The sequence below is a fragment of the Stenotrophomonas sp. STM01 genome, from assembly GCF_014852135.1.
In the GTDB taxonomy this organism is placed as follows: Bacteria; Pseudomonadota; Gammaproteobacteria; order Xanthomonadales; family Xanthomonadaceae; genus Stenotrophomonas; species Stenotrophomonas capsici.
The window spans coordinates 621,454-641,609 of the sequence record NZ_JACVBA010000002.1; the positions used below are offsets into that span (position 1 = coordinate 621,454).

Genomic DNA, 20,156 nt, shown 5'->3' on the forward strand with positions numbered 1-20,156 from the left:
CCTGACGGGTGTCGTGCCCACGCCGGTTGGCGAAAAAATGGGCAGAAAATGAGGGCCGCTAGCCTATCAACCCACCATGGCCCGGGCAAGAAAAATCCTTGGAAAATCCGGGTTCCGGACCACATCAGGCAGACGCGGTACAGATTCGGTTGTGGCCGTCCGCCGCGGCACCCGGTAACCTTATGCGCTTTGGCGCGCTGCGCGCCGGCCCGCCTGCGGCCGCACGGCGGCGTTTTCCTTTTCCCGTATAGGCCTGTTCGCGATGTCCGCTTTGATCTGTGGTTCCCTTGCCTTCGACACCATCATGGTGTTCCCGGACCAGTTCAAGAACCACATCCTGCCGGACAAGGTGCACATCCTGAACGTGTCCTTCCTGGTCCCGCGCATGCGCCGCGAGCTGGGCGGCTGCGCCGGCAACATCGCCTACAACCTGAAGCTGCTCGGCGGCGACCCGATCCCGATGGGCACCGTGGGCCAGGACTTCGGCCCGTACCGCGAGCATTTCGAGCGGCTGGGCATCAACCTGAGCCAGGTGCGGGTGCTGGAGGAGATGTTCACCCCGCAGTGCTTCATCACCACCGACCACGACAACAACCAGATCACCGCCTTCCACCCGGGCGCGATGATGCGTTCGCACGAGAACCACGTGAAGGACGTGCCGGGCGTCACCTTCGGCATCGTCGCGCCGGACGGCCGCGAGGGCATGATCCAGAACGCGGCCGAGTTCCTGGAATGCGGCATCCCCTTCATCTTCGACCCGGGCCAGGCGCTGCCGCTGTTCAACGGGCCGGAGCTGCGCCAGTTCATCGAACAGGCCGACTACGTGGTGGTCAACGACTACGAGTCCAACCTGCTGCAGCAGCGCACCGGCTGGAGCGAGAAGGAAATCGTCGAGCGCACCCAGGCCTACATCACCACCCAGGGGCCGCGCGGGGCGATCATCCATACCCCGGAAAAGAGCTTCGACATCCCGCCGGCGCACGAGCGCCGCGTGGTCGACCCGACCGGCTGCGGCGACGCCTTCCGCGCCGGCCTGATCTACGGCATCGAGAAGGGCTACGACTGGCTCACCATCGGCCGCATGGGCAACCTGATGGGCGCGCTGAAGGTCGAGCACCCCGGCACCCAGAACCAGCGCTTCGACTTCGCCGAGTTCAACGACCAGTTCAAGCAGCAGTTCGGCTACGCGCTCTGAACCCGAAGCGCGGCGGCACCCGGGAAACGGCGCTTCGGCGCCGTTTTTCGTTGCCCCCGCCACCGCCCGGGCAGGCACCAGTTAGCCTTGTGGCCTGACCCGACCGCCACCGCCAATGTCCCTGGGCCTTTTCTGCGCGGTGCTGCTGGCCGCCCTGCTCCACGCCAGCTGGAACGCCATCGTCAAGCTCGGCGGCGACACGCTGCTGACCACCCTGCTGGTCACCGGCTGGGCGGCGGTGCTCGCGGCCCTGCTGCTGCCGTGGTTGCCCGCGCCCGCAGCGAGGAGCTGGCCCTGGCTGGCGGTATCGGCGGTCCTGCAGGCCGGCTACTACGTCCTGGTCGCGCGCGCCTACCGGGTGGCGGATATGAGCCTGTCCTACCCGCTGATGCGTGGCTGCGCACCGCTGCTGGTGGCCCTGGCCGGCAGCCTGGCCTTCGACGAGCACCTGCCCGCTGCCGGCTGGGCCGGCATCGCCCTGGTCTGCGGCGGCATCGTGCTGATGGCCGGCAGCGGCAACCGCCGCAACCTGCAGCTGCCCCTGTTCATCGCGGTGGTCATCGCCACCTACACCCTGGTCGACGCCCGCGGCGCACGCCTGTCCGGCAACACGCTCAGCTACACGCTGTGGCTGTTCCTGCTGTCCGGGCTGCCATTGCCGCTGTGGGCACTGGCCCGGCGACGCGCCGAGCTGGGGGACTACCTGCGCCGGAACTGGGCACGCGGCCTGGTCGGCGGCATCGGCACCACCACGTCCTACGGCATCGCACTGTGGGCGATGACGCTGGCACCGGTGGCGATCATCGCCGCGCTGCGCGAAACCTCGATCCTGTTCGCGTTGGCGCTGTCGGCGCTGCTGCTGAAGGAGCGGATCAGCCGGCGCCGCCTGCTGGCCGCGGCGGTGATCCTGATCGGCGTGGCCTTGCTGCGGCTGGCCTGATGCACCCGCCGCTCAGAGCGGCGGCATGCGGGCGATGTCCTCGTCCACCAGCTCCATCGCCATCACCAGCGCGTCCTCACGGCCGTTGTCGGCGGGGTAGTAACGCGGTCGCCGGCCGATCTCGTTGAAGCCTTCGCTGTGGTACAGCGCGATGGCCGGGGCATTGGACGGGCGCACCTCCAGGAACACCCGCACCGCGCCGCGCTGGCGCGCCACCCGCACCAGTTCGCGCAGCAGCCGCCGGCCATGGCCGCGCGACTGCACCAGCGGGTCCACGCAGACATTGAGCACATGCGCCTCGTCGGCGGCGAGGCTGAGCATGCCGTAGCCGACCAGGCCGTCTTCCACCTCGAGGATCCGCCCGGGATAACCGGCGCGCAGGCAGTCCTGGAAAATGCCACGCGTCCACGGGAAGGGGTAAGCGCGCAGCTCGACCTCCATCACCGCGTCCAGGTCGTCTTCCTGCATCGGCCGCAACACCGGGCCGGCCGGGCGGGCCTGCGCGTTCATTGCCGCTGCTTCCGCCGCAGGCTGCGCAGTTGCGGCCACAGCGCGCGCTTGGCGGCCGGGTTGGCACGCAGCTCGTCCAGCGGCCAACTGTCCATCAATGCCCGCGTCTGCGGGTCATTCGGGTTGCAGCCGGACGCGCGCAGCAGGGCGATCTGCAGGCGGTCGGGCATGCGCAGGCCACCGCCGCGGCGTGGCAGGGTCGCCGCCGATGCCGGGGACGCGGGCCTGTCCGGCGTGGTCGCCGGGGCCTCTGGCGCGCGGGCAGCCTGCTCACGGCGGGCGGGCGGGGCGGCCGGGCGCGGCGGCGGCGGGGTACGCGCCGGCGCGATCTCCAGGGCGACCGGCGGCGCGGCGGCCTCCATGGCAGGCGGTGCGTCCAGCGCACTGCCCTCCAGGTAGACCGTGTAGCCCATCGCCTGCAGCAGCGCCTGCTGCTGCGCGGACCACAACGGCGCGGGCGCGAGCCCGGTCATTCCACCTTGCCGGCCGGCGCGCGCCGGCGCAGCAGCAGCCACATCACCGGCCCGGAGATGGCATACAGGATGCCCACCACGAACAGGGTGCGCGGCAGGTCCACGACCATGATGGCGATGATGATCGGCACCAGCGCCAGCACCACGAACGGCACGCGCTCCGAGCGCGGCCCCTTCTCGTTGCCGCCCTTGAAGCTCCAGAAGCGGATCCGGCTGACCATCAGCAGGCCCGAGACGATCGTCACCGCCAGCGCCACGTAGCGCAGCTGCTCGCCGCTCCAGCCCAGGTTGCCGTCGGCAAAGGCCCAGACGAAGGACATCATCAGGCCCGCCGCGGCCGGGCTGGCCAGGCCGACGAACCAGCGCTTGTCGACCGTGCCGACCTGGGTGTTGAAGCGCGCCAGCCGCAGCGCAGCGCAGGCGGCGTACAGGAACGCGGCCGACCAGCCAACGCGGCCGAGGATCTCGCCGTCGAACTTCAGCGAGGACAGCGCCCAGTGGTACATGACCAGCGCCGGCGCCATGCCGAAGCTGACCAGGTCGGCCAGCGAGTCGTACTGCACGCCGAACTCACTGCTGGTGCCGGTCAGGCGCGCCACGCGGCCGTCCAGGCCGTCCATGACCGCCGCCACGAACACGGCGATGCTGGCGTTGACGAAGTCCCCGTTGGCGGCGGCGATGATCGCGTAGAACCCGGCGAACAGGCCGGCGGTGGTGAACAGGTTCGGCAGCAGGTAGATGCTGCGCGAACGCGGTGGGGGTCTCAATTCGTCCATGCCGCCCAGTTTAATCGACTTGCCAGCCGCGTCACCGGGTGCTGCAATCGGCGCCTTGCCCGTCCGCCCTGCCCGGAGTCGCCATGCCCGTCCTGCCCCGCCTCTGCTGCCTGCTCCTGCTCGCCAGTTCCGCCGCCAGCGCCGGGCAGCTCTACAAGTGGAAGGACGCCAATGGCGTCACCCAGTATTCGGAGCGGCCGCCGGTCGGGCAGAAATACGAGACCCGGCAGATCACCCAGAGCGGCGCGCCCAGCGTCCAGGCCGAACCTGCGGCGGCGGCTGCACCGGCGACGGTCGACAACCTGCAGTGTGCCTCGGCCCGCCACAACCTGGAGCTGCTGTCCAAGCCCAACCCGGTGATGCGCGATACCGACGGCGACGGCAAGCCCGACCAGACCCTGGACGACGGCCAGCGCCAGGCCCAGAAGCGCCTGGCCGAGTCGATGGTGGCCACCTACTGCAAGCCCGCCGCGAGCCCCTGAGCAGGCAGGTCGGGCACGGCCTGGCGGCGCAGCCACCCCAGCGGGCCGCGAGGCTGGCAAAATAGGCGATTCCGCCGTTTTGCGAAGCCCCTCCCATGCGCCTTTCCCGCTTCCACCTGCACACCACCAAGGAAACTCCCGCCGACGCCGAGCTGGTCAGCCACAAGCTGATGCTGCGCGCGGGCATGATCCGCAAGCTGGCCTCCGGCCTGTACATCTGGTCGCCGCTGGGCCTGCGCGTGCTGCGCAAGGTGGAAGCCATCGTCCGCGAGGAGATGAACCGCGCCGGGGCGGTGGAACTGCAGTTGCCGACCATCCAGCCGAAGGAACTGTGGGAGGAGACCGGGCGCTGGCAGAAGTTCGGCGGCCAGTTGCTCAAGATCAAGGACCGCAAGGAGCAGGAGTACTGCTACAGCCCCACCGCCGAGGAAGCCATCACCGACTTCGCGCGCCAGGAGCTGTCCAGCTACAAGCAGCTGCCGGTCAACTTCTACCAGGTGCAGACCAAGTTCCGTGACGAGATCCGCCCCCGCTTCGGCGTGATGCGCGCGCGCGAGTTCCTGATGAAGGATGCCTATTCCTTCCATCTGGACGACGCCAGCCTGGTCGCCGAGTACGAGAACATGAAGGCTGCCTACACCCGCATCTTCACCCGCCTGGGCCTGGAGTTCCGTTCGGTGCAGGCCGACTCCGGCGCGATCGGCGGTGATGCCTCGCAGGAATTCCACGTGATCGCCGATTCGGGCGAGGACGCGCTGGTGTTCTCCACCGGCTCGGATTACGCGGCCAACGTCGAGGCCGCCATCGCCGCCGACCCGGCCGCGCGTGCCGCCGCCGCCGAGGAACTGCGCAAGGTCGAGACCCCGACCCAGAAGACCTGCGAGGACGTCGCCGCGCTGATGGGCATCGCCCTGCTGCGCACGGTCAAGTCGGTGGCGGTGATGACCACCGAGGATGAATTCGTGCTGGCCCTGGTCCGCGGCGACCACGAGATCAACGAGATCAAGCTGGCCAAGGTGACCGGCCTGCGCGATTACCGCATGGCCAGCGAAGCGGAGATTGCCGACCACCTGGGCAGCGAGCCGGGTTTCCTGGGCCCGTTGAATCCGCGCAAGGCCATCCGCGTGGTCGCCGACCGCGAGGTCGCGGCGATGGCGGACTTCGTCGTCGGTGCCAATGAAAAGGGATTCCATATTGCCGGCGTCAACTGGGGCCGCGACCTGGCCGAGCCGGAAGTGGCCGATATCCGCAACGTGAAAGCCGGCGACCGCGCCCGTGACGGCGGCGAACTGAAAATCGCGCGCGGCATCGAAGTGGGCCATGTCTTCCAGCTGGGCCGCCAGTATGCGCAGGCACTGAAGGCCACCGTGCTGGACGAGAATGGCAAGGCCGCGGTGATGTCGATGGGCTGTTATGGCATTGGCGTATCGCGCATCGTCGCCGCCGCCATCGAACAGAACCACGACGACGCCGGCATTATCTGGCCGGTGGCGATGGCACCGTGGCAGGCGGTGGTGTGCATGATCAACCCGAAGCAGGATGCCGCCATCACCGCGGCCGCCGAATCGCTGCTGGCCGAACTGCAGGCCGCCGGCGTCGACGCGGTGCTGGATGACCGCGGCCTGCGTCCGGGCGCGATGTTCGCCGACATGGAACTGATCGGCGTCCCGCACCGCATCGTGGTTTCCGAGCGCGGCCTGGCCGCGGGCACCTTCGAGTACCGGGCCCGCACCGCCAGCGAGGCGGAGAATCTGGACAAGGCGGCGGTCCTGCAGAAAATCGCAGGCTGAGCAGAAAAAGGCCGGGATATATTCCCGGCCTTTTTCATTCCTGCATCACACAACGCACGTTATGTAGTTTGTCATCCGTACATATGGCCCGGTATGCTGTTTGCCGCTGCCACGGAGTGGCTGTCTCGAATCCATTTCCCTGGAGTAACCCATTAGATGAGTATTGATCTGTCCGGCCTGTCGGCCAAGGAACTTGCCACCCTGATCCGCGACGCGCAGAAGCGCAAGACCGTCGTGGCCAAGCGTCTGCCGATCACCAAGGTCCGTGCGCAGCTGACCGCTGCCGCCAAGAAGGCCGGTTACACCATCGAGGAACTGTTTGGCGGCGCCGCGCCGAAGGCCGGCCGTCCGGCCAAGGCCGCCAAGACCAGCGCCCCGAAGGCGGGCCGCAAGCTGGCCAAGGTTGCCCCGAAGTACCGCAATCCGGCCAATGCCGAGGAAACCTGGACCGGCCGTGGCAAGCAGCCGCGCTGGCTGGCCGAGCTGACCGGCAAGGGCCGCAAGGTCGAGGATTTCCTGATCCAGAAGTAATCGGGTAATCGAAATCAAAAACGCCGGCGCAAGCCGGCGTTTTTATTTGGCCCCGTCCTGCCCGCGCACTACCGGATATATATGAATCTGAAATTACAGATTCTGGTTCTTACGCGCCGGGATCAGCAGGTTGCCAAACAGCAGCCCGGCCACCAGCGCCATCACCACATTCACCACGGTCAGCAACGCGGATTCACCGGCATTTACATTCTGCTGCTGGATCAGGCTGAGCACCCCACGCAGGCTGATGCTGCCGGGCACCAGCATGATGATGCCGGGCAGGCGCACGATCGCGCCGGGGCGCTTGGCCAGCCGGCCAAACAGGTTACCGGCGGCGGTCAGCAACATGGCCGCCAGGAAGATACCGGCCGGCCCGCCCCATAGCAGCCCGCCATAACGCGAGATCGCATAGCCGGCCACCGAGGCGGCGATCACCCACGGATAATCGCGGACACTGGCGCGGAACAGCATGGCGAAGGCGAACGCCGCCACCAGCACCGAGCCCCACTCCACCCAGTTGGACTGCGGGCGCGAGGCCCGCACCACCGGCTCCAGCCCGATGTAATGGGCGATGGTGACCGCGATCATCGCGCCCACGGTGAGTTTCATGATGGTGGTCAGGGCACCGGCGAACCGCGCCGTGCCCGATACCCAGTGCTGGCTGGCCAGCTCGTTGACCGCGTTGGTCAATGCCATGCCGGGCAGCAGCACCACCAGCGAGGCGATGATGGTGGAGTTGAGGTTGAGCGGGCCGATGAAGCTGGCCACCAGGACCGCCACGAAGCCAGCCAGCAGCGCCGCCAAGGCTTCGCTGGCCTCGCGCGTGGCCACCCGCCGGTCGGTATAGAACAGCAGCAGGCCGATCAGCAGGCCGGTCACGCCGGCGGTGGCGATATCCAGCCATGGCAGCCGCCACAGGCCCGCCACGCCGGCCGAGCCCAGGGTGAAGGAGGTCAGCATCGCGATCCGGTCGCTCAGGCCCGGGTCACTGTCCAGCTGGCGCAGCGCGGTATGGCCCTGGGCGATGCTCATGCGCCCCCCGGCCACCGCGTCGGCGATCTCGTCGGCGATGGCCAGCTTGTGCAGGTCGGTGCTGCCCGGCCCCATCCGGATCACGCGGGTGATGTCGCTGGAGCCGATCGCGCGGGTCGGGTCGCTGAAGCTCAGGATCAGGCCGGTCGGGTTCGACCACGGCTCGCAGTCCAGGTCCAGCTGCTGGGACAACGCGACCACCGAAGCCTCCAGCCGTTGCGCGGTGGTGCCGTAACTGTGCAGCCGCCCGGCCATCTCCGAGACGAAGGCCACGCGCTGTGCATAGGTGGCCCGAGGGGGCGCGGGAGCAAGGGTTTCGGCAGACATGGCCATTAGTATCGCCTGAAGCCGATGCAATACTCATCCGGGTTGTACGGACGTCGGGTTATCCTCGGCAGCGGATGCCACCAATGACAGACATTTCCCCACCCCAATGCGCGCAAGACCCTGATGCCGAAGGCCGGTTGCGGCTTTCCGGCAGCTGGACGCTGTCCACCGCGCTGCGCTCGATGGAGGCGCTCAAGGCCAGCCCGTCGCCGGTGACCACCATCGATGCGCGCGGCATCGACCAGCTGGATTCGGCCGGCGTACTGCTGTTGCTGCGCTTTGCCAGCAAGGCTGGCCTGCAGGAACATGCCCTGCAGTTCCGCGACGAGCATCAGGCACTGGTCTGCACCATCGACGAGGTCGCCGACGAGCGCCCCAAGCCACAGCGCGACTACGGCGTGGCGGCGGCACTGGAACGCCTGGGCCGCTCGGTCCACGCCATCGGTCGCAACATCGTGGTGCTGGTCAGCTTCCTGGGCGAGAACCTGTCCAAGCTGGCGCGCCTGGTGCGCCAGCCGCGCCGCTTCCGGATGACCGCCGCGGTCAACCAGATGGAAGAGGTCGGGCTGGACGCGGTACCGCTGGTGGCCCTGCTGTCCTACCTGGTCGGCGCGGTGATCGCTTTCCTCGGCTCGACCATCCTGCGCGACTTCGGCGCGGAGATCTTCGTGGTCGAGCTGGTCAACATCGCCTTCCTGCGCGAATTCGCGGTGCTGCTGACCGCCATCGTGCTGGCCGGCCGCACCGCCAGCGCGTTCACCGCGCAGATCGGGGCGATGAAGGCGCGCGAGGAGATCGATGCCATCCAGACCCTGGGCCTGGACCCGGTCGACCTGCTGGTGCTGCCGCGCGTGGTCGCCCTGCTGCTGATGCTGCCGTTGCTGACCTTCATCGCGATGATCGCCGGCCTGGCCGGCGGCATCACCGTCGGCGCCTTCGACCTGGGCATCCCGCCGCAGATGTACCTGGCGCGCATGCACGAGACGATGGAACTGCGGCACTTCCTGGTCGGTATGTCCAAGGCCCCGGTGTTCGCGCTGATCATCGCGCTGATCGGCTGCCTGGAAGGGCTCAAGGTCGAAGGCACGGCACAATCGGTGGGCGAACGCACCACCTCCAGCGTGGTGCAGACCATCTCGCTGGTCATCATCCTCGACGCGCTGGCCGCGTTGTGGTTCATGCACATGGGCTGGTGACGATGGCCATCGCATCCAGGAACGACGAGCGCACTACCGAACTGGCCATCCGCGTGCGCGGGCTGGTCAACCGCTTTGGCAGCCAGACCGTGCATGAGGGCCTGGACCTGGACGTGCGGCGTGGCGAGATCCTCGGCGTGGTCGGCGGCTCGGGCACCGGCAAGTCGGTGCTGATGCGCTCGATCCTGGGCCTGCGCAGGCCCGACGAAGGCCAGATCGAGGTCTTGGGCGTGGACGCACGTTCCGAGCATCCGGCCGACCGCCTGCAGATCGAGCGCAACACCGGCGTGCTGTTCCAGGACGGCGCCCTGTTCTCCTCGCTGACCGTGGGCGAGAACGTGCAGGTGCCGCTGAAGGAACACCATCCCGAGCTGGACGAGCGCTGGCACTACGAGCTGGCGCTGCTGAAGGTGAAGCTGGCCGGCCTGCCGGCCGATGCCATCAACAAGCTGCCCTCGCAGCTGTCCGGCGGCATGCGCAAGCGTGCCGGCCTGGCACGCGCGCTGGCGCTGGACCCGCCGCTGCTGTTCCTGGACGAGCCCACCGCCGGGCTGGACCCGATCGGCGCGGCCGCCTTCGACCGCCTGATCAAGACCCTGCAGGAAGCGCTGGGCCTGACCGTGTTCCTGATCACCCACGACCTGGACACGCTCTACGCCATCTGCGACCGCGTCGCGGTGCTGGCCGACCGCAGGGTCGTGGCCAATGCGCCGCTGCCGGAAATCGAACAACTCGACCACCCGTGGATCCGCGAATACTTCCACGGCCCCCGCGCCCGCGCCGCGCGCGGCCTCCAGCCCGAGCACGTGTGACCATGGAAACCAAAGCCAATTACGTCCTGATCGGCGCCTTCACCCTCATCGTCGGGGTGGCCCTGCTGGCCTTCGGCCTGTGGGCGGCGAAGTACTCCTCCGACCGCACCTGGCAGGAGTACCGCGTGGTCTTCACCGAGGCGGTCACCGGCCTGTCGGTCGGCAGCCCGGTGCAGTACAACGGCATCGCGGTCGGTTCGATCACCGAGCTGACGCTGGCGCCGGACGACCCGCGCAAGGTCATCGCCAAGCTGCGCCTGAACTCGACCACGCCGGTCAAGACGGACACCACCGCCAAGCTGGCCATCACCAGCCTGACCGGCCCGTCGATCATCCAGCTCAGCGGCGGCAGCCCGCAGGCCACCGCCCTGGCCGTGGCCAGCAAGGAACCCATTCCCACCATCGCCACCGCGCCCTCGGCCCTGCAGAACATCACCGACGTGGCCAACCGCGTGGTCGAGCGCATGGACGAGCTGCTCAGCGACGAGAACGTCGGCAAGATCTCGGCCACGCTGAGCCACCTGGAAACGATCAGTGGCGGCCTGGCCGACCGCGACAAGGGCACGCAGGCCCTGCTGGTCGAGGCCCGCGACGCGGCCCGCAACCTCAACGCCACCTTGAACACCGCCAATGGCGCGATCGCCCACCTGGACCAGAACGTGCTGCGCCAGCTGCCGGCCACGCTGGACAAGCTCGACACCAGCCTGTCCAAGCTGGATTCGGCCGCCGGCAACGCCGATGCGATCCTTGGCGAGAACCGCGCCGCGATCAACAGCTTCGCCAATGACGGGCTGGCCCAGCTCGGCCCGACCCTGACCGAACTGCGCGGCCTGATCCGCGACCTGCGCCGGGTCAGCGACCGGCTGGAGAACAACCCTGCCCGCTACCTGCTCGGCCGCGACGCACCCAAGGAGTTTGAACCGAAATGACCGTCCTTCCCTCGATCAAGCGATTCGCTCCGCTGTGCCTGCTGGTGCTGGCCGGCTGTTCGGTGCTGGCCGGCGGCGACCGCCAGTCGGTCACCATCTACGCACCGCAGGTGCGCGTGCAGGCCGACCCTGCCTGGCCACAGGTCGACTGGCAACTGGTGCTCGCCAAGCCCAGCGCGGCGCGGCTGGTGGACAGCCCGCGCATCAACGTCCGCCCCAGCCCGGGCGAACTGGAGGTCTACCGGGGCGCGACCTGGTCGCAGCCTGCCACCGACATGCTCGAGGACACGCTGCTGCGCGGCTTCGAGGACTCCGGGCGGATCGCCGCGGTGGCACGCATCGCCACCGGCATCCGCTCGGACTACAAACTGACCACCGACCTGCGCCGCTTCGAGGCCGACTACCGCGGCGGTGACACGCCCGCGGCCACCATCGAGCTCAATGCCAAGCTGATCCACAGCGTGGACCAGCGCGTGGTCGCCGCACGCACCTTCGTGGTCGCCGAACCGGCCGCGTCCGCCGACATCCCCACCGTCGCGCGCGCCTTCGAAACCGCGCTGGACAAGGTCTCCACCGACCTGATCGGCTGGACGCTGCTCAGCGGCCAGCACGACGCGGCGCGGCTGCCGGCGCCGCGATCCAGCGGAAAGTAAGGTTGATCCGCTCGCCCATCGGGCGGGCGGTCTTCGGCAGGGCGTGCTGGTAGTGGCGCTGGGTATCCCCGGCCATCACCAACAGGTCGCCGTGGCCGAGCACGAACTCGGTGACCTGCGCCCGGTCATCACGCCGCCGCAGCAGGAACCGCCTTGCCGCCCCCAGGCTCAACGAGGCGATCAGCGGCTGCGTGCCGAGCTCCGGCTCATCGTCGCTGTGCCAGCCCATGCTGTCGCGCCCATCGCGGTAGCGATTGGCCAGCACGCTGTTGAAGCGGGCACCGCAACGCTGCTGCAAGCGTTCACGCAACGGCAGCAACGCCGCCGGCCACGAATGTGGCACGAAGTCGGCGCCGGAATAGCGGTAGTGGGCCTGCGGATCACCGATCCAGCAGCTCAGGCGCGGCGAATCCACCCAACGGCCGAACATGCGGATGCGGTGCACCTCCCACGGCACGCCCTGTTGCAGGTCGTGCAGCAGGGCATCGGCGTCGGGCTGCGGCAGCCAGGCCGGAAGATGGCTGACGTCTGCGCCGGGAAGGTCGGGGGGAAACAACATGCGATATGCGAAGGGACGGCACCGCCGTCCCTCCGGACTTTGCTCACGCGCGCCGGAACGGCACGCCGGTCTTTTCCTTCAGTTCGTCATCGCTGACGCCCGGCGCCGCTTCGACCAGCACCAGCCCGTCGTCGGTGACGTCGAACACGGCCAGGTCGGTGATGATGCGATCAACCACGCCCACGCCGGTCAACGGCAGCGTGCATTCCGGCAGCACCTTGTGCTCGCCGTTCTTGGCGGTGTGCTCCATCAGCACCACCACGCGCTGCACGCCGGCCACCAGGTCCATCGCCCCGCCCATGCCCTTGACCATCTTGCCGGGCACCATCCAGTTGGCCAGGTCGCCCTTGTCGGTGACCTGCATGGCACCGAGGATGGCCAGGTTGATGTGGCCGCCGCGGATCATCGCGAACGAATCATGGCTGCCGAAGTAGCTGGCGCCGGCACGTGCGGTGACGGTCTGCTTGCCGGCGTTGATCAGATCGGCGTCCACCTCGACCTCGGTCGGGAACGGGCCGATGCCGAGCAGGCCGTTCTCCGACTGCAGCCACACGTCCACGCCTTCGGGGATGTGGTTGGCCACCAGCGTCGGCAGGCCGATGCCCAGGTTCACGTAAGCGCCGTCGGTCAGCTCACGGGCCGCGCGGGCGGCCATCTCATCACGGGTCCAGGCCATTTCAGTTCCCCTCCTGACGCACGGTGCGCTGTTCGATGCGCTTCTCCGGCGTTGCGTTCAAAACAATGCGGTCCACGTAGATGCCCGGCAGGTGCACCTGGTCCGGGTCGATCGCGCCCACCGGCACGATTTCCTCCACCTCGACCACGCAGACCTTGCCGGCCATCGCGCAGGCCGGGTTGAAGTTGCGGGCGGTCTTGCGGAACAGCAGGTTGCCGGCTTCATCGGCCTTCCAGGCCTTGACCAGCGACACGTCCGCCTTCAACGCGGTCTCCAGCACGTAGTGCTTGCCGTCGAACTCGCGGGTTTCCTTGCCCTCGGCGACCACCGTGCCGTAACCGGTGGCGGTGAAGAAGGCCGGGATGCCGGCACCACCGGCGCGCAGGCGCTCGGCCAGGGTGCCCTGCGGGTTGAACTCCAGCTCCAGCTCGCCGGACAGGAACTGCCGCTCGAATTCCTTGTTCTCGCCCACGTAGGACGAGATCATCTTCTTGATCTGGCGGGTCTCCAGCAGCTGGCCCAGGCCGAAGCCATCGACACCGGCGTTGTTGGAGATGGCCGTAAGACCCTTGACCCCGCTGTCACGCAGGGCAGCGATCAGCGCCTCGGGAATGCCGCACAGGCCGAAACCGCCCACGGCCAGGGTCTGCCCATCGGCCACGATGCCGGCCAGGGCCTCGGCGGCGCTGGCGAATACCTTGCCGCGCTTGCCGGTCGGGGTTGGGAGATCACTCATCGCTTCTTGCCCACAGTAACCAAGGATGAGCGCATTCTAGCGGCGTTGCGGTGACGGCTACCTTGGACCTTCGTCCAGCGCGCAGACAGCCAACGGCCCTGCAGCCGACTAAACTAGGCGGCATCTCTCCCTCGCAGGATGCAAGCATGCCCCTTCCCGCTTTCAAGGCCTATGACATCCGTGGCCGGGTTCCGGAAGAGCTCAACGAGGACCTGGCCCGCAAGATCGGCAAGGCCCTGTCTGCCCAGCTGGCACCGGGCACCGTGGTCCTGGGCCATGACGTCCGCCTGGCCAGCCCGGCCCTGCAGGATGCGCTAGCGGCAGGCCTGCGCGGCGAAGGCCGCGAGGTCATCGACATCGGCCTGTGCGGCACCGAGGAGGTCTACTTCCAGACCGGTCACCTGCAGGCGGCCGGTGGCGTGATGGTCACCGCCAGCCACAATCCGATGGATTACAACGGCATGAAGCTGGTACGTGAACAGGCACGCCCGATCAGCTCGGACACCGGCCTGTTTGCCATTTCCGATGCGGTGGCCGCCGATGACAGTGCCCCGCAGCCGCCGCGTGCTGGCCAGCGCGCCGAGCATGACAAGAGCGCCTACATCCAGCACCTGCTCAGCTACGTGGACGTCTCCACGCTCAAGCCCCTGAAGCTGGTGGTCAACGCCGGCAACGGCGGCGCCGGCGCCATCGTCGACCTGCTCGCCCCGCACCTGCCGCTCGAGTTCGTGCGCATCTGCCATGAACCGGATGGCAATTTCCCCAACGGCATCCCCAACCCGCTGCTGCCGGAGAACCGCGCCGCCACCGCCAATGCGGTGCGCGAACACGGCGCCGATTTCGGCATCGCCTGGGACGGTGACTTCGACCGCTGCTTCTTCTTCGACCACAGTGGCCGCTTCATCGAAGGCTATTACCTGGTCGGCCTGCTCGCCCAGGCCATCCTGTCGCGCAATCCGGGCGGCAAGATCGTGCATGACCCGCGCCTGACCTGGAACACCGTGGAGATGGTCGAGGCGGCCGGCGGCGTGCCGGTGCTGTGCAAGAGCGGCCATGCGTTCATCAAGGAGAAGATGCGCGCCGAGAACGCCGTGTATGGCGGCGAGATGAGCGCGCATCATTACTTCCGCGAATTCGCCTATGCCGACTCGGGGATGATCCCGTGGCTGCTGATCGCCGCCCTGGTGTCCGGCAGCGGCCAGTCGCTGGCCGAACTGGTGGAGGACCGCATGGCCCGTTTCCCGTGCAGCGGCGAGATCAACTTCAAGGTCAGCGATGCCAAGGCCGCCGTGGCACGGGTGATGGCGCACTTCGCCGACCAGTCGCCAGCGCTGGACCATACCGACGGCATCAGTGCCGATTTCGGCGCCTGGCGTTTCAACCTGCGCAGCTCCAACACCGAGCCGCTGCTGCGCCTGAACGTGGAAACCCGCGGTGACGCCGCGCTGCTGGCGCAGCGCACCCGCGAGATCTCCGAACTGCTCTCTGCCTGAGGACACCCATGAGTTCGATCCTGCCCGTCATCCTGTCCGGTGGTTCCGGCACGCGCCTGTGGCCGCTGTCGCGCGAGGCCTATCCCAAGCAGTTCCTGCCGCTGACCGGCGAGCGCACCATGCTGCAGGCCACCTGGCTGCGCGTGGCCGACATCGCCGCGCATCCGCCGATCGTGGTGGCCAACGAATCGCACCGCTTCGTCGCGGCCGAACAGTTGCAGCAGGCCGGCACCGCGCCGTCGGCGATCCTGCTCGAGCCCATTGGCCGCAACACCGCACCGGCCATCGCCGCCGCCGCGCTGGAAGCCCGTCGCAACGGCGATGACCCGTTGCTGCTGGTGCTGCCGTCCGATCACCTGATCAATGACATCACCCGTTTCCACCAGGCCATCGCCCAGGCCGCGGCCATCGCCGAGCAGGGCAAGCTGGTCACCTTCGGCATCCAGCCAACCGCGCCGGAAACCGGCTATGGCTACATCAAGGCCGTGGCCGGTGATGGCCCGCGCGCGATCGAGCGTTTCGTCGAGAAGCCTGACCTGGCCACCGCCGAAATCTATGTCGCCTCCGGGGAGTACTACTGGAACAGCGGCATGTTCCTGTTCCGCGCCTCACGTTACCTGGAGGAACTGGAACGCCTGCAGCCGCAGATCCTGGCTGCGTGCCGCACCGCATGGGAAAAGGCACGCCGCGATACCGACTTCATCCGCCTGGATGCCGACGCCTTCAAGGCCAGCCCGTCCGACTCCATCGACTACGCGGTCATGGAAAAGACCGGCGATGCCGCCGTGGTGCCGCTGGATGCCGGCTGGAGCGACGTTGGTTCGTGGACCGCGCTGCGTGATGTCTCCGAGCAGGACGCCGACGGCAATGCACACCGTGGCGACGTCATCGCCATCGACTGCCGAAACACCTTCGCCTATGGCGACCGGTTGATCGCGATGGTCGGGTTGGAGGACGTCATCGTGGTGGAGACCAATGACGCGGTGCTGGTCGGCAAATCCGACCGCATGCAGGAGGTCAAGGACGTGGTTGCCCAGCTCAAGGCCGATGGCCGCAGCGAGGCCACCTGGCACCGCAAGGTCTACCGCCCGTGGGGCGCCTACGACTCCATCGACCATGGCGAGCGTTTCCAGGTCAAGCGCATCACCGTCAAGCCCGGCGGTACGCTGAGCCTGCAGATGCACCACCATCGTGCCGAGCATTGGATCGTGGTCAGCGGCACCGCCGAGGTCACCCGTGGCGATGAGGTGCTGCTGCTCACCGAGAACCAGAGCACCTACATCCCGCTCGGCGTCACCCACCGTCTGCGCAACCCCGGCAAACTGCCGCTGGAACTGATCGAAGTGCAGTCGGGCAGCTACCTCGGCGAGGACGATATCGTGCGCTTCGAGGACACCTACGGCCGCGCCTGACCACGGCGTGGCGATGGCATGAAAAACCCCGGGATTCCCGGGGTTTTCCTTCTCACGTCATTGCCCGGAACGCAGCTCGGCAATCACCTTTCGCAGGCCATCCTGCCAGGGCGGCAGCACGATATCGAAGTCGTTCTGCAGCTTGTGGTTGTCCAGCACCGACCACGACGGTCGTTTGGCCGGCGTCGGATACTCCGCGCTGGAAATCGCCTCGACCGCCGGCACCTTGGCCATCAGCCCGGCAGTCACCGCTTCGGCGAAGATCGCCTCGGCGAAACCGTGCCAACTGGTCTGCCCCGAAGCCGTCAGATGCCAGGTACCGGACAGCCCCCCCGGATGCTGCAGCGCCTTCACCGTAACCTCGGCGATCAAGGCCGCGCTGGTCGGCGTACCGATCTGGTCAACCACCACGCGCAGCGCATCGCGCTCGGCGCCAACCCGCAGCATCGTGCGCAGGAAGTTGCCACCGTGCGAGGCGTACACCCACGCCGTACGGAAGATCAGGTGCCGGCCACCGGCCGCACGCACCGCGTCTTCGCCATCGCGCTTGCTGGTGCCGTAGACACCCAGCGGCGCGGTCGGCTCGTCCTCACGGTACGGCGCCGTGCCCTGGCCATCGAACACATAGTCGGTGGAGTAATGCACCATCGGTACGCCGTGCGCTGCGCACCACCGGGCGATCACGCCCGGGGCCTGCGCGTTGGCGGCAAACGCGGCCTCCGGCTCCTGCTCGGCGCGGTCCACGGCGGTGTAGGCCGCCGCGTTGATCACTACGTCTGGACGGACGCGATCAAGCAAGGTCGTCAGGTGCTCCGGCTGGGTGAAGTCGGCCGTTTCGCAGTCGCGCCCATCGGGCAACCGGCCGCTGCGCGTGGTCGCCACGACCTCGTCCACGTCGTGCAACGCGCGCAGCAGTTCCTGGCCAACCTGGCCATTGCCACCGAACACCAGCACGGTCATGCGACGTAAACCGGAAGACGGTCTTCGGGGATGTCCTTCAGGAACGGCGCGGCCTCGTCCTTGCCGGACAGAGTCGGGCCGCTGATCGGCCAATCCACGGCGATGTCGGCGTCGTTCCAGCGCACGCCGGCGTCGAACTCCTTCAGGTACACCTCGGTGCACAGGTAGCTGAAAACCGCACGCTCGGACAACACGGCGAAGCCGTGCGCAAAACCTTCCGGGATCCAGAACTGGCGCTTGTTTTCCGCACTCAACACGACCGCTTCCCACTGACCAAAGGTGGGCGAACCACGGCGGATGTCCACCGCCACGTCGTAGACCTCCCCTTCCAGCACGCTGACCAGTTTGCCCTGCGGGCGCGGCCACTGGTAATGCAGCCCGCGCAGCACGCCCTTGCTCGAGGAAGAGACGTTGCTCTGCACGAACCGGTCCGGCAGGCCTGCGGCCTTGAAGCGCTCCGCATTCCAGGTCTCGAAGAAGAAGCCACGCTCGTCGCCAAACACCGCCGGCTCGATGACCACGCAGCCCGGCAACTTGGTTTCAATCACTTTCACGGAACAATTCCTCGTTCAACCAGCTTCTGCAGATACTGCCCATAGCCGTTCTTTGCCAACGGCGCTGCCAGCGCCTCCAGCTGCTCACGGTTGATCCACCCCTGCCCGTAGGCGATCTCCTCCGGGCAACAGACCTGCAGCCCCTGCCGGGTCTGGATGGTCTCGATGAAATTCGATGCTTCCAGCAGGGATTGGTGCGTACCGGTATCCAGCCATGCGTAGCCACGGCCCAGCGGCTCCAACTGCAACGTGCCTTCATCCAGATAACGCTGGTTGAGATCGGTGATCTCCAGCTCGCCGCGCGGTGAGGGCTTCAGCTGCGATGCGTAGTCACTTGCATTGCCGTCGTAGAAATACAGCCCTGTTACCGCATAATTCGAACGAGGATTCTCCGGCTTTTCCACAAGACCGATGACCTTTCCGCTCTTGTCGAATTCCGCCACGCCATAACGCTCCGGATCATTGACCCAATAGCCGAAAACGGTCGCACCCATGTCACGGGCACCCGCGCGTTTTAATACTTCGCGCAGACCAGTGCCATGGAAGATGTTGTCCCCCAAAACCAGGCAGCTCGGCTTTCCGGCGACGAACTCACGCCCGATCAGATAAGCCTGCGCCAAGCCATCAGGGCTCGGCTGGACGGCATATTGGATGTTCATGCCCCATTGCGAGCCATCACCCAGCAGATGCTGGAAGAGCGCCTGCTCGTGGGGCGTATTGATGATCAGCACATCGCGAATGCCCGCCATCATCAAGACGCTCAGCGGGTAGTAGATCATCGGCTTGTCATAGACAGGCAGCAACTGCTTGCTGACGCCCTTGGTGATCGGATAAAGGCGGGTACCGGAGCCACCGGCGAGGATGATGCCCTTGCGTTGCGTCATTTCTGTAATCCTTGTCGAAGCATCACGTCATTGCCGACCTGAATCCCGGACGGCGCCTGATCGATCACGCCACGGTTCCAATGCGCTGCAGGCGATAGCTGCCATCGAGCACGCTCTGGACCCACTCCTGGTTTTCCAGATACCAATCAACCGTGAATGCAATGCCCTGCTCGAATGTGTACTTCGGTTCCCAGCCCAACTCACGCTCCAGCTTGGACGCATCAATGGCATAGCGCCTGTCGTGACCCGGACGATCGGCCACGTAGGTGATCTGGCTGCTGCGCGACTGACCATCCGCGCGAGGTCGACGCTGATCCAGCAACGCGCAGATGGCCTGCACCACCTCGATGTTCTGCCGCTCGGAATTGCCCCCCACGTTGTAGGTTTCGCCCACCTTGCCCTTCGCCAACACTGTTCTGATCGCCTCGCAGTGGTCGGTCACGAACAACCAATCCCGTACTTGCCTGCCATCGCCATAAACCGGCAGCGGCTCCCCGGCCAACGCCTTGGCGATCACCAGCGGGATCAGCTTTTCCGGAAAATGGTAAGGGCCGTAGTTGTTGGAGCAGTTGGTGGTCAGCACCGGCAGGCCATAAGTGTGGTGAAACGCGCGCACCAGGTGGTCCGACGCGGCTTTCGATGCTGAGTAAGGCGAGTTCGGCGCGTAGGGGGTGGTTTCGCTGAACTTGCCGGTTTCCCCCAAGGTGCCATAGACCTCGTCGGTGGAGACATGCAGGAAACGAAACACCTGCGCTGCGCTGTCAGGCAACGCCTTCCAGTAGTCACGCACCGCTTCAAGCAGGCCGAGCGTGCCCACCACATTGGTCTGGATGAATGCACCTGGCCCATCGATTGAACGATCCACATGACTTTCAGCCGCGAAGTTCAGCACCGCTTCCGGTTCGTACTCGGCAAGCAAGCGGGCAACCAGTGCTTGGTCACCGATATCCCCCTGGACGAACACATGGTCTGGATTTCCCTCAAGCTTCGCCAGCGTCTTCAGGTTGCCCGCATAGGTGAGTGCGTCCAGATTGATGACACGCACACCCTTGGCAACGGCCTCCAGAACAAAGTTGCCGCCGATAAAGCCGGCGCCGCCGGTCACAAGCCATGTGGTCACTCGATGGTTCTCCTGATATTCGGCCGCCAAGACCAGCGGGCCAATCGCACAAGGATATAACGAGCCCTCTTCCACAGCCTGCACGATTGCCAACAACATGCGCCAAGCACCCAATT

Annotated in this window: 21 protein-coding genes and 1 pseudogene; 11 read left to right on the forward strand and 11 right to left on the reverse strand. The window is 66.9% G+C overall.

Annotated features, from left to right (window positions below):
• Window positions 1–262 precede the first annotated feature (262 nt).
• Complete coding sequence (locus tag IB227_RS12705; RefSeq protein WP_132865678.1) at window positions 263–1,195, forward strand: carbohydrate kinase family protein; 933 nt, start codon at window positions 263–265, stop codon at window positions 1,193–1,195.
• 115 nt (window positions 1,196–1,310) lie between these two features.
• A complete protein-coding gene (locus IB227_RS12710) occupies window positions 1,311–2,135 on the forward strand; it encodes a DMT family transporter (RefSeq protein ID WP_192287691.1) in 825 nt (274 codons plus the stop codon).
• Window positions 2,136–2,147: 12 nt separating this feature from the next.
• Here IB227_RS12710 and rimI read toward each other — a convergent pair whose 3' ends face one another.
• The 3 genes from rimI to pssA are packed head-to-tail and all read right to left on the reverse strand — an operon-like array spanning window position 2,148 to window position 3,894.
• The gene (gene rimI, locus IB227_RS12715) at window positions 2,148–2,645 is read right to left on the reverse strand and encodes a ribosomal protein S18-alanine N-acetyltransferase (RefSeq protein ID WP_192287692.1); all 498 of its coding nucleotides are present in this window, start codon (window positions 2,643–2,645) and stop codon (window positions 2,148–2,150) included.
• The gene (locus tag IB227_RS12720; protein WP_192287693.1) at window positions 2,642–3,118 is read right to left on the reverse strand and encodes an alanine acetyltransferase; all 477 of its coding nucleotides are present in this window, start codon (window positions 3,116–3,118) and stop codon (window positions 2,642–2,644) included. The genes rimI and IB227_RS12720 overlap by 4 nt, the downstream gene beginning before the upstream one ends.
• Complete coding sequence (pssA, locus tag IB227_RS12725) at window positions 3,115–3,894, reverse strand: CDP-diacylglycerol--serine O-phosphatidyltransferase (protein ID WP_132865682.1); 780 nt, start codon at window positions 3,892–3,894, stop codon at window positions 3,115–3,117. The genes IB227_RS12720 and pssA overlap by 4 nt, the downstream gene beginning before the upstream one ends.
• 83 nt (window positions 3,895–3,977) lie before the next feature.
• Here pssA and IB227_RS12730 point away from each other — a divergent pair, with 83 nt between their 5' ends.
• From IB227_RS12730 to IB227_RS12740, 3 genes and pseudogenes are all read left to right on the forward strand, one after another.
• Window positions 3,978–4,376, forward strand: a complete 399-nt coding sequence (locus IB227_RS12730; protein ID WP_132865683.1) for a DUF4124 domain-containing protein — start codon at window positions 3,978–3,980, stop codon at window positions 4,374–4,376.
• Between the two features lie 95 nt (window positions 4,377–4,471).
• Entirely contained in the window at window positions 4,472–6,166 is a 1,695-nt protein-coding gene (locus IB227_RS12735; protein ID WP_192287694.1) for a proline--tRNA ligase, read from the forward strand.
• 156 nt (window positions 6,167–6,322) lie between these two features.
• Window positions 6,323–6,688 (forward strand): annotated as a pseudogene (locus IB227_RS12740) (H-NS histone family protein); the annotation flags it as partial.
• A 102-nt stretch (window positions 6,689–6,790) separates the two neighbouring features.
• Here IB227_RS12740 and IB227_RS12745 read toward each other — a convergent pair.
• Window positions 6,791–8,056, reverse strand: coding sequence for a threonine/serine exporter family protein (locus IB227_RS12745; protein ID WP_132866223.1), 1,266 nt, complete (start codon window positions 8,054–8,056; stop codon window positions 6,791–6,793).
• A gap of 83 nt (window positions 8,057–8,139) precedes the next feature.
• Between IB227_RS12745 and IB227_RS12750 the strand changes: the two genes are divergently transcribed.
• Genes IB227_RS12750 through IB227_RS12765 form a run of 4 tightly spaced genes read left to right on the forward strand, consistent with a single transcriptional unit; the run spans window position 8,140 to window position 11,646 of the window.
• Window positions 8,140–9,252, forward strand: coding sequence for an MlaE family lipid ABC transporter permease subunit (locus tag IB227_RS12750; RefSeq protein ID WP_192287695.1), 1,113 nt, complete (start codon window positions 8,140–8,142; stop codon window positions 9,250–9,252).
• A gap of 2 nt (window positions 9,253–9,254) precedes the next feature.
• A complete protein-coding gene (locus IB227_RS12755; protein WP_192287696.1) occupies window positions 9,255–10,064 on the forward strand; it encodes an ABC transporter ATP-binding protein in 810 nt (269 codons plus the stop codon).
• 2 nt (window positions 10,065–10,066) lie between these two features.
• Window positions 10,067–10,993: an MlaD family protein gene (locus IB227_RS12760; RefSeq protein ID WP_132865688.1), complete on the forward strand. Its 927-nt coding sequence runs from the start codon at window positions 10,067–10,069 to the stop codon at window positions 10,991–10,993.
• Window positions 10,990–11,646, forward strand: a complete 657-nt coding sequence (locus tag IB227_RS12765; RefSeq protein WP_192287697.1) for an ABC-type transport auxiliary lipoprotein family protein — start codon at window positions 10,990–10,992, stop codon at window positions 11,644–11,646. Before IB227_RS12760 ends, IB227_RS12765 begins: the two co-directional genes overlap by 4 nt.
• Here IB227_RS12765 and IB227_RS12770 read toward each other — a convergent pair.
• Genes IB227_RS12770 through IB227_RS12780 form a run of 3 tightly spaced genes read right to left on the reverse strand, consistent with a single transcriptional unit; the run spans window position 11,591 to window position 13,617 of the window.
• Window positions 11,591–12,205, reverse strand: a complete 615-nt coding sequence (locus tag IB227_RS12770; protein WP_192287698.1) for an alpha-ketoglutarate-dependent dioxygenase AlkB — start codon at window positions 12,203–12,205, stop codon at window positions 11,591–11,593. The genes IB227_RS12765 and IB227_RS12770 overlap by 56 nt on opposite strands.
• 43 nt (window positions 12,206–12,248) lie before the next feature.
• On the reverse strand, window positions 12,249–12,881 hold the full coding sequence (locus tag IB227_RS12775; RefSeq protein WP_192287699.1) for a CoA transferase subunit B: 633 nt from the start codon (window positions 12,879–12,881) through the stop codon (window positions 12,249–12,251).
• 1 nt (window position 12,882) lies between these two features.
• Complete coding sequence (locus IB227_RS12780; protein WP_132865693.1) at window positions 12,883–13,617, reverse strand: CoA transferase subunit A; 735 nt, start codon at window positions 13,615–13,617, stop codon at window positions 12,883–12,885.
• A gap of 146 nt (window positions 13,618–13,763) precedes the next feature.
• Between IB227_RS12780 and IB227_RS12785 the strand changes: the two genes are divergently transcribed.
• Both IB227_RS12785 and IB227_RS12790 read left to right on the forward strand, forming a co-directional pair.
• Window positions 13,764–15,110, forward strand: coding sequence for a phosphomannomutase (locus IB227_RS12785; RefSeq protein WP_192287700.1), 1,347 nt, complete (start codon window positions 13,764–13,766; stop codon window positions 15,108–15,110).
• Window positions 15,111–15,118: 8 nt separating this feature from the next.
• Window positions 15,119–16,522: a mannose-1-phosphate guanylyltransferase/mannose-6-phosphate isomerase gene (locus IB227_RS12790; protein WP_192287701.1), complete on the forward strand. Its 1,404-nt coding sequence runs from the start codon at window positions 15,119–15,121 to the stop codon at window positions 16,520–16,522.
• 57 nt (window positions 16,523–16,579) lie between these two features.
• Here the strand turns inward: IB227_RS12790 and rfbD are convergent, their stop codons facing one another.
• The 4 genes from rfbD to rfbB form a co-directional block, all read right to left on the reverse strand.
• Window positions 16,580–17,482, reverse strand: coding sequence for a dTDP-4-dehydrorhamnose reductase (gene rfbD / locus IB227_RS12795; protein WP_192287702.1), 903 nt, complete (start codon window positions 17,480–17,482; stop codon window positions 16,580–16,582).
• The gene (rfbC, locus tag IB227_RS12800; RefSeq protein ID WP_192287703.1) at window positions 17,479–18,036 is read right to left on the reverse strand and encodes a dTDP-4-dehydrorhamnose 3,5-epimerase; all 558 of its coding nucleotides are present in this window, start codon (window positions 18,034–18,036) and stop codon (window positions 17,479–17,481) included. Before rfbC ends, rfbD begins: the two co-directional genes overlap by 4 nt.
• A complete protein-coding gene (rfbA, locus tag IB227_RS12805; protein WP_192287704.1) occupies window positions 18,033–18,920 on the reverse strand; it encodes a glucose-1-phosphate thymidylyltransferase RfbA in 888 nt (295 codons plus the stop codon). Before rfbA ends, rfbC begins: the two co-directional genes overlap by 4 nt.
• Window positions 18,921–18,984: 64 nt before the next feature.
• On the reverse strand, window positions 18,985–20,040 hold the full coding sequence (gene rfbB, locus IB227_RS12810) for a dTDP-glucose 4,6-dehydratase (protein WP_192287937.1): 1,056 nt from the start codon (window positions 20,038–20,040) through the stop codon (window positions 18,985–18,987).
• Window positions 20,041–20,156: the final 116 nt, after the last annotated feature.

Bases quoted from the DNA above. Each gene is read 5' to 3' on its own strand.
- IB227_RS12785 (WP_192287700.1), top strand. From the start codon at position 13,764: ATGCCCCTTCCCGCTTTCAAGGCCTATGACATCCGTGGCCGGGTTCCG.
- IB227_RS12780 (WP_132865693.1), bottom strand. From the start codon at position 13,617: ATGAGTGATCTCCCAACCCCGACCGGCAAGCGCGGCAAGGTATTCGCC.
- rfbD (WP_192287702.1), bottom strand. From the start codon at position 17,482: ATGACCGTGCTGGTGTTCGGTGGCAATGGCCAGGTTGGCCAGGAACTG.
- IB227_RS12745 (WP_132866223.1), bottom strand. From the start codon at position 8,056: ATGTCTGCCGAAACCCTTGCTCCCGCGCCCCCTCGGGCCACCTATGCA.
- IB227_RS12770 (WP_192287698.1), bottom strand. From the start codon at position 12,205: ATGTTGTTTCCCCCCGACCTTCCCGGCGCAGACGTCAGCCATCTTCCG.
- IB227_RS12775 (WP_192287699.1), bottom strand. From the start codon at position 12,881: ATGGCCTGGACCCGTGATGAGATGGCCGCCCGCGCGGCCCGTGAGCTG.
- IB227_RS12755 (WP_192287696.1), top strand. From the start codon at position 9,255: ATGGCCATCGCATCCAGGAACGACGAGCGCACTACCGAACTGGCCATC.
- IB227_RS12760 (WP_132865688.1), top strand. From the start codon at position 10,067: ATGGAAACCAAAGCCAATTACGTCCTGATCGGCGCCTTCACCCTCATC.
- rfbA (WP_192287704.1), bottom strand. From the start codon at position 18,920: ATGACGCAACGCAAGGGCATCATCCTCGCCGGTGGCTCCGGTACCCGC.
- IB227_RS12750 (WP_192287695.1), top strand. From the start codon at position 8,140: ATGACAGACATTTCCCCACCCCAATGCGCGCAAGACCCTGATGCCGAA.
- IB227_RS12705 (WP_132865678.1), top strand. From the start codon at position 263: ATGTCCGCTTTGATCTGTGGTTCCCTTGCCTTCGACACCATCATGGTG.
- IB227_RS12720 (WP_192287693.1), bottom strand. From the start codon at position 3,118: ATGACCGGGCTCGCGCCCGCGCCGTTGTGGTCCGCGCAGCAGCAGGCG.
- IB227_RS12735 (WP_192287694.1), top strand. From the start codon at position 4,472: ATGCGCCTTTCCCGCTTCCACCTGCACACCACCAAGGAAACTCCCGCC.
- IB227_RS12710 (WP_192287691.1), top strand. From the start codon at position 1,311: ATGTCCCTGGGCCTTTTCTGCGCGGTGCTGCTGGCCGCCCTGCTCCAC.
- IB227_RS12790 (WP_192287701.1), top strand. From the start codon at position 15,119: ATGAGTTCGATCCTGCCCGTCATCCTGTCCGGTGGTTCCGGCACGCGC.
- rimI (WP_192287692.1), bottom strand. From the start codon at position 2,645: ATGAACGCGCAGGCCCGCCCGGCCGGCCCGGTGTTGCGGCCGATGCAG.
- IB227_RS12765 (WP_192287697.1), top strand. From the start codon at position 10,990: ATGACCGTCCTTCCCTCGATCAAGCGATTCGCTCCGCTGTGCCTGCTG.
- IB227_RS12730 (WP_132865683.1), top strand. From the start codon at position 3,978: ATGCCCGTCCTGCCCCGCCTCTGCTGCCTGCTCCTGCTCGCCAGTTCC.
- pssA (WP_132865682.1), bottom strand. From the start codon at position 3,894: ATGGACGAATTGAGACCCCCACCGCGTTCGCGCAGCATCTACCTGCTG.